This window comes from Microbacterium sp. P2_F9 (assembly GCF_056403635.1).
In genome coordinates this window covers 1-15,081 of the sequence record NZ_JBFUFC010000091.1, presented here as the reverse complement: position 1 = coordinate 15,081, position 15,081 = coordinate 1, and the positions used below count along the sequence as shown (strand labels likewise).

Annotated in this window: 15 protein-coding genes and 1 pseudogene; 6 read left to right on the top strand and 10 right to left on the bottom strand. The window is 69.9% G+C overall.

The window, feature by feature from the left end; translation table 11 throughout:
• Together AC1DVT_RS11190 and AC1DVT_RS11185 are read left to right on the top strand one after the other, a co-directional pair.
• Nucleotides 1-171: pseudogene (locus tag AC1DVT_RS11190) on the top strand (NUDIX hydrolase); the annotation flags it as partial.
• Entirely contained in the window at nt 168-731 is a 564-nt protein-coding gene (locus AC1DVT_RS11185; protein ID WP_477388941.1) for a 4'-phosphopantetheinyl transferase family protein, read from the top strand. The pseudogene AC1DVT_RS11190 and the gene AC1DVT_RS11185, both read left to right, overlap by 4 nt.
• Here AC1DVT_RS11185 and AC1DVT_RS11180 read toward each other — a convergent pair.
• Genes AC1DVT_RS11180 through AC1DVT_RS11170 form a run of 3 tightly spaced genes read right to left on the bottom strand, consistent with a single transcriptional unit; the run spans nt 670 to nt 6,510 of the window.
• On the bottom strand, nt 670-1,965 hold the full coding sequence (locus AC1DVT_RS11180; RefSeq protein ID WP_477388939.1) for a M1 family metallopeptidase: 1,296 nt from the start codon (nt 1,963-1,965) through the stop codon (nt 670-672). The two genes, AC1DVT_RS11185 and AC1DVT_RS11180, sit on opposite strands and share 62 nt — an antisense overlap.
• Entirely contained in the window at nt 1,962-5,903 is a 3,942-nt protein-coding gene (locus AC1DVT_RS11175; RefSeq protein ID WP_477388937.1) for a Pls/PosA family non-ribosomal peptide synthetase, read from the bottom strand. The genes AC1DVT_RS11180 and AC1DVT_RS11175 overlap by 4 nt, the downstream gene beginning before the upstream one ends.
• Nucleotide 5,904: 1 nt before the next feature.
• A complete protein-coding gene (locus tag AC1DVT_RS11170) occupies nt 5,905-6,510 on the bottom strand; it encodes a hypothetical protein (RefSeq protein ID WP_477388935.1) in 606 nt (201 codons plus the stop codon).
• A 158-nt stretch (nt 6,511-6,668) separates the two neighbouring features.
• Between AC1DVT_RS11170 and pstS the strand changes: the two genes are divergently transcribed.
• From pstS to pstB, 4 genes are all read left to right on the top strand, one after another.
• Nucleotides 6,669-7,766, top strand: a complete 1,098-nt coding sequence (gene pstS / locus AC1DVT_RS11165) for a phosphate ABC transporter substrate-binding protein PstS (protein WP_477388933.1) — start codon at nt 6,669-6,671, stop codon at nt 7,764-7,766.
• Nucleotides 7,767-7,855: 89 nt separating this feature from the next.
• The gene (gene pstC / locus AC1DVT_RS11160) at nt 7,856-8,800 is read left to right on the top strand and encodes a phosphate ABC transporter permease subunit PstC (protein ID WP_457099269.1); all 945 of its coding nucleotides are present in this window, start codon (nt 7,856-7,858) and stop codon (nt 8,798-8,800) included.
• The gene (gene pstA, locus AC1DVT_RS11155; RefSeq protein ID WP_457099268.1) at nt 8,800-9,897 is read left to right on the top strand and encodes a phosphate ABC transporter permease PstA; all 1,098 of its coding nucleotides are present in this window, start codon (nt 8,800-8,802) and stop codon (nt 9,895-9,897) included. The genes pstC and pstA overlap by 1 nt, the downstream gene beginning before the upstream one ends.
• Nucleotides 9,898-9,923: 26 nt before the next feature.
• A complete protein-coding gene (pstB, locus tag AC1DVT_RS11150; RefSeq protein ID WP_477388931.1) occupies nt 9,924-10,703 on the top strand; it encodes a phosphate ABC transporter ATP-binding protein PstB in 780 nt (259 codons plus the stop codon).
• Nucleotides 10,704-10,822: 119 nt separating this feature from the next.
• Here pstB and AC1DVT_RS11145 read toward each other — a convergent pair whose 3' ends face one another.
• From AC1DVT_RS11145 to AC1DVT_RS11115, 7 genes are all read right to left on the bottom strand, one after another.
• Nucleotides 10,823-11,710 (bottom strand): aminotransferase class IV, encoded by an 888-nt coding sequence (locus tag AC1DVT_RS11145; RefSeq protein ID WP_477388929.1) that lies wholly within the window; start codon nt 11,708-11,710, stop codon nt 10,823-10,825.
• Between the two features lie 165 nt (nt 11,711-11,875).
• Complete coding sequence (locus AC1DVT_RS11140; RefSeq protein WP_477388927.1) at nt 11,876-12,514, bottom strand: DNA-directed RNA polymerase subunit beta; 639 nt, start codon at nt 12,512-12,514, stop codon at nt 11,876-11,878.
• 101 nt (nt 12,515-12,615) lie between these two features.
• Nucleotides 12,616-13,023, bottom strand: coding sequence for a VOC family protein (locus AC1DVT_RS11135; RefSeq protein ID WP_457099263.1), 408 nt, complete (start codon nt 13,021-13,023; stop codon nt 12,616-12,618).
• Nucleotides 13,024-13,090: 67 nt separating this feature from the next.
• Nucleotides 13,091-13,480, bottom strand: coding sequence for a hypothetical protein (locus tag AC1DVT_RS11130; RefSeq protein WP_477388925.1), 390 nt, complete (start codon nt 13,478-13,480; stop codon nt 13,091-13,093).
• Between the two features lie 31 nt (nt 13,481-13,511).
• Nucleotides 13,512-13,796 carry a hypothetical protein gene (locus AC1DVT_RS11125; protein ID WP_477388923.1) on the bottom strand — a complete coding sequence of 95 codons (285 nt, stop codon included), beginning with the start codon at nt 13,794-13,796 and terminating at the stop codon, nt 13,512-13,514.
• Between the two features lie 39 nt (nt 13,797-13,835).
• Nucleotides 13,836-14,183, bottom strand: a complete 348-nt coding sequence (locus AC1DVT_RS11120; protein WP_457099426.1) for a helix-turn-helix transcriptional regulator — start codon at nt 14,181-14,183, stop codon at nt 13,836-13,838.
• An 86-nt stretch (nt 14,184-14,269) separates the two neighbouring features.
• Nucleotides 14,270-15,081, bottom strand: an 812-nt coding sequence (locus AC1DVT_RS11115) for an anti-sigma factor (RefSeq protein ID WP_477388921.1), incomplete at its 5' end; no start/stop codon positions are given.

Below are 15,081 nucleotides of genomic sequence, written 5' to 3'. Positions count from 1 at the left end.
GAGCTCCCCGAGATCCTGACCGAGCTGGCCCTGGCGACCGGCACCCTGCGCGGCTCCTATCTCGGGAGCGCCTCGGCGCTGGACACCGGAGCGTTCTCGGTGGTGCACCTGTCGGCGACGAATCCGGGCTCCGGGATCGTGGCGATCGAGACGCACGAGCCGAAGGTGTGACAGCGACCGGCGTGCAGCTTGCGTGGGCGACTGTCCCGCCGGGCGAACCGCGCCGCGAAACCGCCTGGCGGCTGCTGCGGGGCCTGCTGCCCGATGGCGTCGAGCTCAGCAACCCGTGCCCTCGATGCGGCGGCCCGCACGGCCCGGTGCGAGTGGCGGGCGCCGACACGTTGGCGAGCGTCTCCTACGCGAGACCCCTCGCCGTCGTCGGGGTCGCCGATGGCAATCTGTTCGACGCTTTCGGGATCGATGCGGAGCGCGAGCACGACACGGCTCGGGATGCCGCCGGCCTGCGTGGAATCCTCGGTCAGGATCGCACGTCCCTGCGCGATTGGACGCGGGTGGAGGCGGCCCTCAAGGCGGATGGAAGGGGACTGCGCGTCGAGCCCGCCGAGGTCACCGTGCGCGAGCGCGAGGACCAGAGCGAGTGGGATGCCGTCGTCCCGGGTGGCACCGCCTTCGCAGGCTGGGACGCCGCCGGGCCTGCTGGGGTCCTGGTCAGCGTCGCCGTGCGGCCGCGTCGAGCGCCGGAAGCGGAGCGCGGTCCAGCCACGCGCTGAGCAGATCCTCGTGGGTCTCGCCCGTGGCCGCCTCGACGCAGGCGCGGAAGTCATCTGTCGTCACGAGGCTGTGGCGCTGCGTGGCCACCCACCGGCGCAGCAGGTCGGCGAACGCCGCACGGCCGATGCGCCTCCGCAGCGCCTCGAGAGTGAGTGCTCCGCGCTTGTAGACCCGGTCGTCGAACATCGTGTCGGCCCCGGGGTCGGTGAGGATGAGGTCCTGCGGAAGCCGGCGGAGCCGGTCGTACTGGCTCTTCGCGTGGGCCGCCGCCGTCGGACCTCCGGACGCCTCCGACCACATCCACTCCGCGTAGCAGGCGAAACCCTCGTTGAGCCAGATGTCGTGCCAGCGCGCGATGCCGACGCTGTTGCCGAACCACTGATGCGCCAGTTCGTGGGCGATCAGACGCTCGGACGCGGCATCCAGATGATTCGAGCCGAACACCACCAGTCCCTGCGCCTCGAGGGGGATCTCCAGCGCATCGGCGGTGACGACGATCGTGTACTCCTCCTGCGGGTACGGGCCGAAGGCATCCTCGAAGAACGCCATCATGCGCGGTGCGTCGCCGAACGCCCGCGTGACAGCGGTGGCGATCGCCGGTGGGTGCACGATCCGCGCGCGGCCGAGCATGGTCTCCTGATAGCGGCCGACGTGGACGGCGGCCAGGTAGGTCGCCATCGGGGTCTGCACCGTGAACTCGCGCCGCACCCGGCCGCGGGAGCGCGTGATCGGTCCGGGTACCCCGGTGGCGGCGACCGCGTAGCCCTCGTCGGCGGTGACGGCGATGCGGTAGCGCGCGCGATCGTCGGGGCGGTCGTTGCAGGGAAACCAGGTCGGGGCGCCGATCGGCTGGCCGGCGACCAGAGCACCGTCCTCGAGCTCTTCCCAGCCGATCAGCCCCCACCGCGAGCGCCGGGGTGCGGGCGCGCCGCCGTAGACGACCTCGATCGAGAAGGCCTCGCCCGCCGCGAGCGGGCGCGGCGGGGTGATGCGGAGCTTGCGCGGGCCCTGGAGCATCCCGGTGCGCGGGTCGCCGTCGATGCGCGCCCGCGTCGCGCGCAGGCCCACGAGATCGAGCGAGACCGAACGGGTCTCGACAGCGGCGACGGCGTTGATCAGCGCTCGCCCTTCGAGCCGGTTGGTGCGCACGCGATAGGTGAGATCGAGGTCATACGATTCGACGTCGAAGGTCAGATCGCCGCTCTGCGGCGCGTAGTCGTCGTGGCGTCTCACGATGTCGACTGGTAGGCGCGCACCTTGACCGCGCGCCAGGGTCCGATCGGGTTTCCGCTCCAGCGGGATCCCACGGGGACGGTCTCACCCCGCATGACGAGTGACGCCGGGCCCACGGTCGCATGCGCGCCGATCGAGGCGGCGGGCAGGATGACGCTGTGCGGGCCGAGGGTGGCCCCCGCTTCGAGCTCCACGGTGTCCATGCTCATGATCCGATCGTGGAAGAGGTGGGTCTGCACCACACACCCGCGGTTGACCGTGGAGCCGTCGCCGAGCGTCACGAGATCCGGTTCGGGCAGCCAGTAGCTGTCGCACCACACGCCGCGTCCGATGTGCGCGCCGAGTGCTCGCAGCCACACGGCCAGCGCCGGCGTCCCGGCGGCGCTGCGCGCGAACCACGGTGCCGCGACCATCTCGGTGAAGGTGTCGGACACCTCGGTGCGCCACACGAAGCTCGACCAGAGCGGCTGCTCACCCGCGCGGATCGGGCCGACGATGATCCACTTCGCCGCGACCGAGATGGCTGCCGCGACCACGCTCGTGACGAGCATCACCGGCCCGGACAGCAGGAGCGCCCAGATCGGCCCGACCGCGTCGACGATGCCCGCGAGCACGAACAGCACGAGGAGTCCGATTCCACAGGTCACGAACACGGGCAGGAGCCGGCCGAGCTCCCACAGCGCCCGCGCGATGCGCAGCCGGGCGGGCGGTGCGTAGGTGCGGCTCTCGTCGCCTTCCGCCGACTGGCGGCGCAGCCGGACGGCCGGCGACCCGAGCCAGGAAGACCCCGGCTTCGCCTTGAGCGGAGCCGACGACAGCACCGCGACCAGGCCGTCGCGCGGCACCCGATGGCCTGGCGCCGCCATCCCGGAGTTGCCCAGGAACGCCCGCTTGCCGATCCGCACCGCGCCGACCCGCATCCACCCGCCGTGCAGCTCGTAGGAGGCGACCATCGTGTCGTCGGCAAGGAAGGCGCCGTCTTCGATCTCTGCCATCGACGGGATGAGCAGGACGGTGGATGCCTCGACATCGTGTCCGACCTTGGCTCCCAGCATCCGCAGCCAGACGGGTGTGAACAGACTGGAGTACAGCGGGAAGAGGATCGTGCGCGCGGAGTCGAGCAGCCGTTCGGTGGTCCAGGCCTGCCAGCCGATCCGGCTGCGGATCGGGTGCGTCCCTTCCTGCAGGCCGATCGACATCAGCCGGACGAGCCCCACGACGGCGATCGCGTACACGAGCCCGACGGTGAGCGTCGCCGGGATCAGCCAGAGGAACGACGCGCCCAGGGCAGCCCACAGGTCGGGCGCTCCGCGCAGCCCGAGGGCGAGGACGACGCCGCCGACGGCGAAGGAGCCGATCGGAAGAAGGGCGAGCACGAGAGCCGAGGCGGCATAGGCCCACACCCACCGGTGATCGACGGGCGGTCGCGAGTCCGGCCAGTCCCCGTCGGTGCCGCCCACCCGCACGGCGGGCGATCCGGCCCAGGACTGATCGGCGCGCACGCGGCCGAACACGGCCGAGCCGGGAGCGATCTCGGCACGCTGGCCGATGCGGGTGCCCGGGGCCAAGGTGCTGCGGGTGCCGACGGTCGCGTCCGCGCCGACCCGCACGGGGCCGATGCGCACCAGGTCGCCGTCGATCCAGTACCCGCTCAGGTCGACTTCGGGCTCGATGGACGCGCCGTCTCCGACCTCCAGCATCCCGGTGATCGGCGGAAGCGTGTGCATGTTCACATCGCGCCCGATCTTCGCGCCGAGCGCGCGGGCGTAGTACGTGACCCATGGTGCGCCGGCGAGGCCGACCGCGTCGATCTGGTCGGAGATCTGCTCGGCGAGCCAGAGCCGCATGTGCACGGTGCCGCCGCGGGGGTAGTCCCCCGGCCGCAGGCCGGCGAGCAGGAGACGCGCGGACCCGGCGGCGATCGACATCCGTCCGAACGGCGTCGCGAACAGCAGAAGTCCGATGGCCAGGACCCACCACTGCGCGGACGGCAGCGCCTCGAAGCCCGGCCACAGCTGCAGGATCGTGCCGGCGGTCAGGATGTACATGAGCCAGCGGACGCCGGTGAGGATGAAGAGCGGCACCGCGGCGAGCGACTGCACCCACTGCGTCGAGCGCGGCGTCGGCTCGGGGCGACGGAAGTTCTGCGCGTCGTCGTCGGTCAGGAACGGACCGAGCGCCTTGGCCATCGCACCGAGGCGCGGCACGTCGTAGATGTCGGCGACCGAGTACTCGGGCACCCGCACACGGATGCGCGACACCAGCTGTGCGGCGGAGAGGGATCCGCCGCCGAGATCGAAGAAGTCGGCCTTGCGGTCGGGGACCGCGAGACCGAGCACCGCCTGCCACTGCTCGGCGAGCCACGCTTCGGCGGGGCTGAGCCCGGTGACCGGCGTCTCGATGCCGGGGAGCGGCCACGGGAGCGCGGCACGATCGACTTTGCCGGACGTCCGCACCGGGAGCTCGTCGACGACGGCGAGGAGTGGCACCACGGCGGCCGGCAGCGTGGTGGCGAGGGCGACACGCGCACCGGATCGGTCGAACTCCCCCTCCACCACCAGGTAGCCGACGAGCACGGGAACCCCCGCGTCGGTCATGCGCACGGCGGCAGCCGCGGCCGTCACACCCGGCAGGTCCTGCAATGCAGACTCCACCTCGCCGAGTTCGATGCGGCGTCCGCCCACCTTGACCTGATCGTCGGCGCGACCCTGGAAGACGAGACCTTCGGCGTCGAAGCGCACGAGATCGCCAGACCGGTAGGCGCGATCCCAGCCGAGCGTCGGCATGGGCGCGTACTTCTCGAGGTCTTTCGCGGGGTCGAGGTAGCGGGCGAGGCCGACGCCGCCGATGATGAGCTCGCCGGTCTCGCCCTCGGCGACCTGCTGGCCCTCGGCGTCGACGATGGCGAGCGCCCAGCCATCGAGCGGGAGACCGATGCGCACCGGCACCGAGCCATCGAGCGGGGCCGCGCACGCCACGACCGTCGCTTCGGTGGGGCCATAGGTGTTCCACACTTCGCGGCCATCGGCCGCCAGCCGCGCGGCCAGCTCGGGCGGGCAGGCCTCGCCGCCGAAGATGAGGAGTCGCACATTCTCGAGCGCCGCGATCGGCCACATCGCGGCCAGCGTGGGGACCGTCGAGACCACCGTGATCGACTGCCGGATGAGCCACGGGGCAAGATCCTCGCCCGACCGCACGAGCGACCGCGGCGCGGGCACGAGGCACGCACCGTGGCCCCAGGCGAGCCACATCTCCTCGCACGACGCATCGAACGCCACGGACAGCCCCGCGAGCACCCGGTCACCCGGTCCGAGCGGCGCCTCCGGGAGGAATATGCGTGATTCAGCATCTACGAAGGCGGCGGCTGAGCGGTGGCTCACCGCGACGCCCTTCGGCACGCCGGTCGAGCCTGAGGTGAAGATGATCCACGCGTCGTCGTCGACGGTCGGGGGCGGCACGACGACGATCGCGTGCGTGCTGGGGTGCGGCGCCGCTCCATCGAAGAGCGGCGCGGAGGCGGCATCCGATTCCGTCTCATCGCGCGGGACATACTGGCCGTCGCCGGAGATCACGCCGCGCACCTTCGCCTCGCCGAAGACCAGCCGCGCGCGCTCGTCTGGGTCATCGGCGTCGACCGGGACGTACGCGGCGCCAGCCGCCAGCACGCCGAGGATCGACAGGTACAGCTGCTTCGACCCGGACACCACCCGCACTCCCACCCGGTCGCCGCGGCGGACGCCCGCGTTGTGCAGGCGGGTGGCCGTGGCGCCCACGCGGGCCATCAGCTCCCGGTAGCTGAGCGCCCCGGAGCCGTCGTCGAGCGCGGACGCCTCCGGATGCCGCGCCGTGGTCTCCCGGAGGATGTCGATGAGCGTGCGCGGCCGCGGCGCCTGTGCCGAACGGTCGAGCACGCCCTGCGCGCTGTGCGGGCCGGACACGTCAGGAGAGGAGATCGATCAGCTGCGCCTTGGTGAAGCGGGAGTAGCCGGTGCGACCCTCGGTGCGGGCGCGCTCGCGCAGCGCCGCGACGGTCAGGGTCGCGAGGTCTTCGGACGCGGCGGCGGGCTTGCGTGCAGCGGTGCGCTTGGTCACAGCGCGCTTTGCCGGCGCGGCGGCGGGAGCCGGCTCAGCGGGCGCGGCGACAGCCGGCTCAGCAGGCTTCGCGGCCGCGACGGGCTTGGCGGGCTGTGCGGCAGCCGCCTTCGCCTTCTTCGCTGCGCCGGACTCGGCCTTCTTGGCCGCTGCCTTCTGCTGCGCGCGAGCCTTGGCCGCAGCCTTCGACTCGACCTTCGCCAGGGCATCCTGGGTGGCGGTCAGCGCGCGATCGGCAGCCTTCTCCGCGCGCTTCGCGATCTTCTTGGGGTGGTTGCGCACCGCCTTCTTCGAGGCATCCGACGCGGCTTTCGCGTCCTTCGCGAATTCACGAAGCTTCTTCGCGGGCTTGGCGGGCAGCTTCTTCGCTGTCTTCTTCGCGAAGTGGGCGGCCGCGGCGGCGTCCTCGAGTGCGTCGAGGGCCTTGCGCTGGACTTTCGAGGTCTTGGACATATCTCCACGATAGGGCCGGGCCGCAATCGACCGGGTCAGGCGGCCGGGGCTCGTTCACCTTCCGTTCACCATCGCAGCCCAAACGCTTCACAGTCGCTGTTTACCTTCAGGACGAACCCTGCACCGGGTTCTCCCCTCTGACACCCGAAGGATCCACAGTGAAGATCTCTCGCATCGCCCAGGTGGGCGCTGTTGCTGCCATCGCAGTCCTCACGCTCGCCGGCTGCGCCTCGAACGAAGAGGGCACCTCGACCCCCTCCGAGAGCGCCGGCCCCGCCCTCACCGGCACCCTCAACGGATCTGGCGCGACCTCGCAGCAGGTCGCCGTCCAGGCCTGGACCGCCGAGTTCCAGACCGCCAACCCCGACGTCACCGTCAACTACGACCCGCAGGGCTCCGGCACCGGCCGTGAGTCGTTCCAGTCCGGCGCCGTGTCGTTCGCAGGGTCCGACCGTGCGTTCAAGGTCGACGAGATCGCCGCCGGCCCGTTCGACGCGTGCGTCGAGGGCTCTGACCTCGTCGAGATCCCCGCCTACGTCTCGCCGATCGCGATCGCGTTCAACCTCGAGGGCGTCGACTCCCTCAACCTCGACCCGGCCACGATCGCCGGCATCTTCGCCGGCACGATCACCAACTGGAACGACCCCGCGATCGCCGCCACGAACGACGGCGTCACGCTCCCCGACCTCGCCATCACGCCCGTGCACCGCTCCGACAAGTCGGGCACGACAGCGAACTTCACCGACTACCTCGCCAAGACGGCGACGGACGTGTGGACGTTCGGATCGGTCGAGGAGTGGCCGCTCGCGGCCGGCGAAGCGGCGCAGGGCACCTCGGGTGTCGTCAACGCCATCAAGGCCGGCAACGGCGCGATCGGCTACGCCGACCACTCGCAGACCGCCGACCTGAGCGCCGTGAACGTCCAGGTGGGCTCCGAGTGGGTCGAGCCTTCTGCTGAGGGTGCCGCGATCGCTCTGGACGCCTCGAAGCTCGAAGAGGGACGCGCGGCGACCGACCTCGCTTTCGCCCTCGACCGCACCACCACCGAGGCCGGCGCTTACCCCGTCGTGCTCGTGAGCTACCTCATCGGCTGCGTCGAGTACCAGGACGCCGACCAGGCCGCGCTCGTGAAGGGCTTCTTCACCACCGCGATCAGCGAGGCCGGCCAGCAGGCCGCAGCCGACAACGCGGGCAGCGCGCCCATCTCCTCGGACCTCGCCGCGCAGGCGCAGTCCGCGGTCGACGCGATCAAGTAGTCCCTCCGCTTCAGCCCCGGACACGTCGTCAGCGACCTGTCCGGGGCTGAAGCCCGGATCGTATGATTCACGTGACAAGAACGGATGAGATGACAGCCGCCCCCGCCGCGACGAAGATCCCGGCCAAGCAGCGGCCCGGAGATCTGTGGTTCTCGGGCACCGCCCTGGCCGCCGGCTCGATGATCCTCGTGACGCTCGCCGCCGTGGCGATCTTCCTCATCATCCAGTCGCTGCCCGCCGTCGGCGCGACGCCTGCGGAGGCATCCCTCCTCACCACGAACTTCTGGGACTACGTCTGGCCGCTGCTCTTCGGCACGATCTGGGCGGCCCTGCTCGCCCTCATCATGGCGATTCCGCTGTCGCTCGGCGTCGCCCTCTTCATCAGCCACTACGCACCCCGCCGGATCGCGCAGGCCCTCGGCTATGTCGTCGACCTCCTCGCCGCCGTGCCGTCGGTCGTCTTCGGCCTCTGGGGCATCCTTGTCCTGGCACCGGCCGTGCAGCCGGTCTACGCGTGGCTCACCACCAACCTGGGGTGGTTCCCGCTCTTCGCCGGTCCCGTATCGGCGACCGGACGCACGATCTTCACCGCCGCGATCGTCCTCGCCGTCATGGTCGTGCCGATCATCACCGCGATCTGCCGTGAGATCTTCCTGCAGACCCCCGTCCTCCACGAGGAAGCCGCCCTCGCACTCGGCGCGACCCGCTGGGAGATGATCCGCATGGCCGTCCTTCCCTTCGGTCGCAGCGGCATCGTCTCGGCCTCGATGCTCGGCCTCGGCCGCGCCCTCGGCGAGACGATGGCCGTCGCGATGGTCCTCTCGGCGACGGGAACCGTCACGCTGCAGCTGTTCACTTCCACGAACCCCTCGACGATCGCGGCGAACATCGCCCTGACCTTCCCCGAGGCGTTCGGAACCAACATCAACGTCCTCATCGCGACCGGCCTCATCCTGTTCGTCGTGACCTTCGCGGTCAACTTCGTCGCACGGCTGATCGTCAATCGCCGCAAGGAATTCTCGGGGGCCAACTGATGACCATCACCGCCACGCCACCGCAGCAGCGCAGCGCGCCGCAGCCGCTCAAGCTCACGACTGGCCGCCTCCCCGGCTGGGCGGTGTGGGCATTGGTCGCGGCTGCCCTCGCATCCATGCTCGCCGTGTTCGCGATCGTCGCGGCCGGCGCCGGGGAGCCCCTCAACGTCGCCGGCTGGCTCGTCGCCGCGGGCATCCTCTATCTGGTCCTGATCTTCACGATCTCGACCATCGTCGAGAGCCGCCGCAAGGCCGTTGACCGTCTGGTCACGGGGGTCGTCGCATCGGCGTTCATCATCGCGATGGTTCCGCTCGTTTCGGTGGCCTTCACGGTCGTCGCCAACGGCATCGCACGCTTCGATGCGCTGTTCTTCTCCTCCTCGATGCGCAACGTGGTCGGCGAGGGCGGTGGCGCGCTCCACGCCATCGTCGGCACCGTGCTCATCACCGGCGCCGCGGCCGTCATCTCGATCCCGATCGGGCTCATGGCGGCGATCTATCTCGTCGAGTACGGCGAGGGCAAGCGCGTCGCCCGCGGCATCACCTTCCTCGTCGACGTCATGACCGGCATCCCGTCGATCGTCGCCGGCCTGTTCGCGTATGCGCTCTTCGCCCTCTTCTTCGGCCCCGGCATCCGCATGGGCATCATGGGCTCGATCGCCCTCTCCGTGCTGATGATCCCCGTCGTCGTCCGGTCAACCGAGGAGATGCTGCGGCTCGTGCCCAACGAGCTGCGCGAAGCCTCGTACGCCCTGGGCGTTCCGAAGTGGCTGACCGTCGTCAAAATCGTGCTGCCCACCTCGATCGCGGGCATCACGACCGGTGTCATGCTGTCGATCTCCCGAGTCATCGGCGAGACGGCGCCGCTGCTGATCACGGCCGGATTCACCAACAGCATGAACTACGACCTCTTCGACGGCCGCATGCAGACGCTGCCCGTGTTCACGTACACCGAGTACGCGAACCAGGGCATCCCGCCGGAGGCCTACCTGGATCGTGCCTGGGCCGGTGCCCTGACTCTGATCCTGATCGTCATGGTCCTGAACCTCGTCGCGCGCATCGTGGCGAAGGTGTTCTCCCCCAAGACCGGCCGCTGACCTCCTCCACCCGAAAGAACGAGACCTTGTCCAAGAGCATCGAAGTCAACGACCTCCACGTCTACTACGGCGGCTTCCTCGCCGTCGAGGGCGTCTCCCTCTCCATCGAGCCGCGCAGCGTCACGGCCTTCATCGGACCCTCCGGCTGCGGCAAGTCGACCTTCCTGCGCACCCTGAACCGCATGCACGAAGTGATCCCGGGCGCGCGCGTCGAGGGTGAAGTCCTCCTCGACGGCGACAACCTGTACGGCCCTGGCGTCGACCCGGTGCTCGTTCGTCGCCAGGTCGGCATGGTCTTCCAGCGCCCGAACCCGTTCCCGACGATGTCGATCAAAGAGAACGTGCTCGCGGGCGTCAAGCTCAACAACAGCCGCATCTCGCGATCGGATGCCGATGCTCTCGTCGAGAAGTCGCTCCAGGGTGCGAACCTCTGGAATGAGGTCAAGGACCGTCTCGACAAGCCCGGCTCCGGACTGTCAGGCGGCCAGCAGCAGCGCCTCTGCATCGCGCGCGCGATCGCCGTGTCGCCGCAGGTGCTGCTGATGGACGAGCCCTGCTCGGCCCTCGACCCGATCTCGACATACGCGATCGAGGAGCTGATCGAAGAGCTCAAGCAGGACTACACGATCGTCATCGTCACGCACAACATGCAGCAGGCCTCGCGCGTGTCCGACCGCACGGCGTTCTTCAACATCGCCGGCACCGGCAAGCCGGGCAAGCTCATCGAGTACAACGACACCAAGTCGATCTTCACCTCCCCCACCGTGCAGGCCACCGAGGACTACGTCTCCGGCCGCTTCGGCTAGACCGCGGCCCGAGCCCGACTCCCCCCGCGAGCCGATACGTTCCGCACGAGCTGTGACGAAATCCACGGTGTGGACCGTACCGGCTCGTCGGGCACGTATCGGCTCGTCACCTTGTGGGGTCAGTCGCGGGGGCTCAAGAGGTAGCGGTTGAAGTCGGCCGTGAGCGGGGCGTCCAGGGGCACCGGGGCGCCGTCCACAGCGGTGATCGGAGCCGCGAGCCGGACGCTCGACACCAGCCACGCGGCATCCGCTCTGCCCAGCGCGTCGACCGGGACGGCGTCGTAGGCGGTCTCGTGGCCGAGCGCAGCGAGGCGCTCGAACAGGCTCACCTGCGTCGTGCCGTGCAGGATCGCGCCGGCCGGCTCCGGGGTTACGAAACGGTCGCCGAAGCGCAGGATGACCGAGGCCGTGGGTGCCTCGAGCACCATGCCGTCTGACGACACGAAGATCGCGTCATCGGCGCCGCGGCGGTGCGCCTCGCGGATCGCCGCCATGTTCACCGCGTACGACAGGGTCTTGGCCCCCAGCAGCAGCCACGGCGCGCGCGCGGGCGCCGCACTGTCGTACCCGCGATCGAGGGTGACGACACGGATGCCGCGCTCCCGCGCCTCCCGGAAGTCCGCAGCCTGCGCGGCCGTGACCCACGCAGTCGGCGTCGGACCGTGCTCGACACCCCGGCTGAGGATCAGCTTGATCACACCCTCACCCTCGGCGGGACAGTTCGCCGCCGCATGGACCACCGCCTGCCGCCACTGCTCGGCGTTGGGGATCGGCAGGTCGCACAGCTGCGCCGAGTGCGCGAGGCGATCGAGGTGCGCCGACACCTCCTGCGGGTGACCGTCGACGACGCCGATCGACTCGAAGATCCCGTCACCGCGCTGCGTGCTCAGCTCGCCGACGCTCAGCGCCGGCGTCGTGGGATCGACGGAGGTGAAGGTCTCGCCGAAGTCGGAGCGGGGATCGTCGGATGCCGCGGGGTCGATCATGAGGGCGAAGCGCCAGGTCATTGCACGAGCCTAGCCCGACGGGAATGCCCCGCCACGCGGCTCCGTTACACTGGAACAGCCGGGCCGCAGTAACCCCGGGCTCCATCTTTTGCCGCCGAGAGCGGCCTCGCGCCGAGAGGCGTTCTGCGGCCCGGCACTTCTCTGCCCAGGCGACGCAGGCCCGGATCAGGCCAGCGCATCCCRTCGCCACAGCGCGGCGCACGCGGCGAGGTCGCCCGCGTAGTCGGTGAGGCGCAGCGCTCGGGTGGTGAGGGTCGATGCCCGCTCCGGCTCGGTTGCCTCGTAGTCGTCGGCGACGTGCGTCGCACCGGACGCCTGCACGCGGCAGAACGCCGCAGCGCGCTCGAGCGCGATCGCGAAGTCGCCTTCGAACAGGCCGCGCAGGATCATGTCGACGAGCGCGATGAGCTCGTCGGGCCCGGCGGGAACCGGCGCGCCGGCGATCACCGGATCGACGGAGTCGAGCGCGATCCGCCCGCGCTCGTAGAGCAGTGCGGCGGTGCGGGGGTCGTCGTGGATCATGAGCTGAATCAGATAGAGGCGCCAGAGCGCGCCCGGCAGCGTGCGCGCGGGTGACCGCGACCACAGTTCGGCGAGGTCATCGATGCCGTGCTCATCGGTGAACGAGACAAGGCGGTCGAGCACTTCGCCGGTCGGATCCTGACGCACCCGGGCCAGCAGCGCATGCGCTGTCGAATGGGCGACGCGCGAGACTTCGGCGGGATCCTCGGCCGCGAACAGGCGGTCGAACACCTCGGCTGGCCGCCGTACGGGCTTGTGGAAGTCCCTCGAATCGTCGCTCATCGCTTCCAGGCTACCCGCGGTGACGAGCACCCGCGCGCGATCCGGCGTCGGCACCATCCAGGGCAGGCACATGGGTCGATCCCCCACCGCGTGCCGCGCGGTCACACCTGGTTGATGCGGATGTGGTTGCCCGCCGGGTCGCGGAAGGCGCAGTCGCGGGGACCCCAATCCTGGTCAATGGGCTCCTGCAGCACCTCGGCACCGCTGGCACGCACCCGCTCGAACGTCGCGTCGAGGTCGTCCGTCGTGAAGACGAGCGGACCGGGCAGCGAGCCCTTGGCGAGGAGTCGATGGAGCGCGTCGGCGTCGTCGGGCCCCCGCCCGGCGCCGGGCTCGGACAGCACGACCTCCAGGCCGGGCTGTCCAGGGAAGCCCAGGGTCACCCACCGGAACCCATCGTTGGCGAAGTCACCGTGGGGCTCGAGACCGAGGGCGTCGCGGTAGAAGGCGAGGGCGGCGTCGACGTCGTCGACGGTGATGGGGCAGTAGCGCAATGAGATCTTCGACATGCCTCCCACGCTAGGACGGGGCGCGGGATGACGCTTATCCGATCCTGCTCGATGTCGCGCGGACCGGTCAATCGAAATCGGGACGCAACTCCTCACGGAGTTGCCTGAAGTTTCGCGGGGTCACCTTCCAACGCGCCTCGTCAGTCTCCTCGAAAGTCACTCTGTACTTGCCCGTCGTGCGGTTGAGCTGCACGAGAGCCTTCCGCGGCAGGTTCGCACCGGGCGTGTAGTAGCTGTCGGTATACGCCTTCACCGCGGGCGCTACAGCCCACGGGTCCGAGGCCACGGCCGTTATCTCACCATCGGGCGAATAGAGGTATCCATGCGCCGCGTTGAACGCGCCGTCGGGGAACTCCAGGATGATCGCCAGCGACTCCCAGCCGTCCCCGTCGACGACTGGATCTTCCATGTTGTCGATGAGGGCGCGGAGGAGATCGGCGGTGACATTGCCCGTCATGGAGTTCCTTTCACCTGACCGCGGAGGGCCATCATTTGACGAGGTAGGTGAAGTAGTTCGAGAGTTTCTCGAGCGCAGCGGCCGACAACTCAGGGTGCCTCTCGTGCATCACCTTCTCGATCGCCTCCCCTGCGTCGGTGAGCGACTTGTCGGCCCAGTCGATCCGGATCCTCGAGGTCTCGTCCAGAGTCGCGCGAACTGCCTCACGAGCTGCCTCCGTGCCGAACCTGGCCTCGAACTCCTCGTCGTTCTTTCCTGGGTAGTTCTTGAGGAACACCACAATGGCGTCGCTGATGTCCGGATGATGGTCCGTCACGACTGTGCCTCTCGGTCAGAGCTCAACCCAGATACCGTACTAGCCGAATCGGGTGGGTCGGGTGAGCAGCTTGGCTATGCAGGCGGGCATCGCTTCTGCCGCCTCGTGCGACCGCGAGCGATACGAGGTCGGGGTCTCGCCGACGAGCTCGGTGAACGTCGAGCTGAACGACCCCAGCGAGGTCGCGCCGACGGCGGTGCAGGCATCCGTCACCGACGCGCCCGCGCGCAGCAGCGCCATGGCGCGCTCGATGCGACGGGTCATGAGGTAGGCGTACGGCGTCTCGCCGTAGGCGGTCTTGAACTCACGGGAGAAGTGCGCGGGGGACATGAGGGCGTGCCTGGCCATGGTGGGCACGTCGAGCGGCTGGGCGTAGTCGCGGTCCATCAGATCCCGCGCGCGACGAAGGTGCACGAGGGTCTGTGGGGACTGCGGAGCGGATGCCACGGCCCGAACGATACCCGATGCCTCCCCTACGCGGTCGGGAGCGTCGTGATCGGGTCGGACGTCGGCTCGCCGGTCGGCGATCCGCCTTCTTCTTCGATGGTGATCGCCACCGCCTCGTCGCCCTCCTGGATCGGCGCGTTCAGCAGCGTGGTCGCAGAGCCGTCCGCGTCCGTCGTGAACACCCCGGCCGACACCATGACACCCTCACGCGCGAACCACAGCTCATACGCCTGGTCCGGGTCCAGTTCCGCGACGCCCTCGGTGACGACGACGGCCTTGCCGACCTCGTCCGACCATTTCAGTGTCGCGTGCCCACCGCCCTCCACCTTTGCGGTGCTCGTCTGGGCGTCCGGCGCCGACTCGATCTCGTTCTGTGCCACCACCGCCGCCGGCTGGTGGAGCCGGTCGCCGATCATCGCGACGCCGGTGCCCAGCGCGACGAGCAGGACGAGGGATGCCGCGAGCGCGAGCAGTCCCCGCGTCCACTGCCGCCGGGAGACGGTCTGGATCGCCTCGGTGTTCGGCGCGGGCTCTCCCCCGGTCACGGAGTTTTCGACGGGGGTTTCCCCATCGGGGGCGGGCTCGGAAGCGATCCTCGCCAGGAGCGCCTGCCGGACGTGCGCGGGCGGTGCGACCTCGGCGACCCCGTCGGCGAGGTTGGCGGCGGTCGAGGCATCCGCATCCGCAATCGAGGTCCACTCCGGGTGCGCGGCGAGAGCGACCTCATAGGCCTGCTGATCCTCGGGCGACAGCGCGTGCAGCGCGTGGCCCGCCGCCAGTTCGGCGAACTCGTGCACGTTCATCTCGTCACCCCCATCTCGGTGCGCAGGCGAGACAA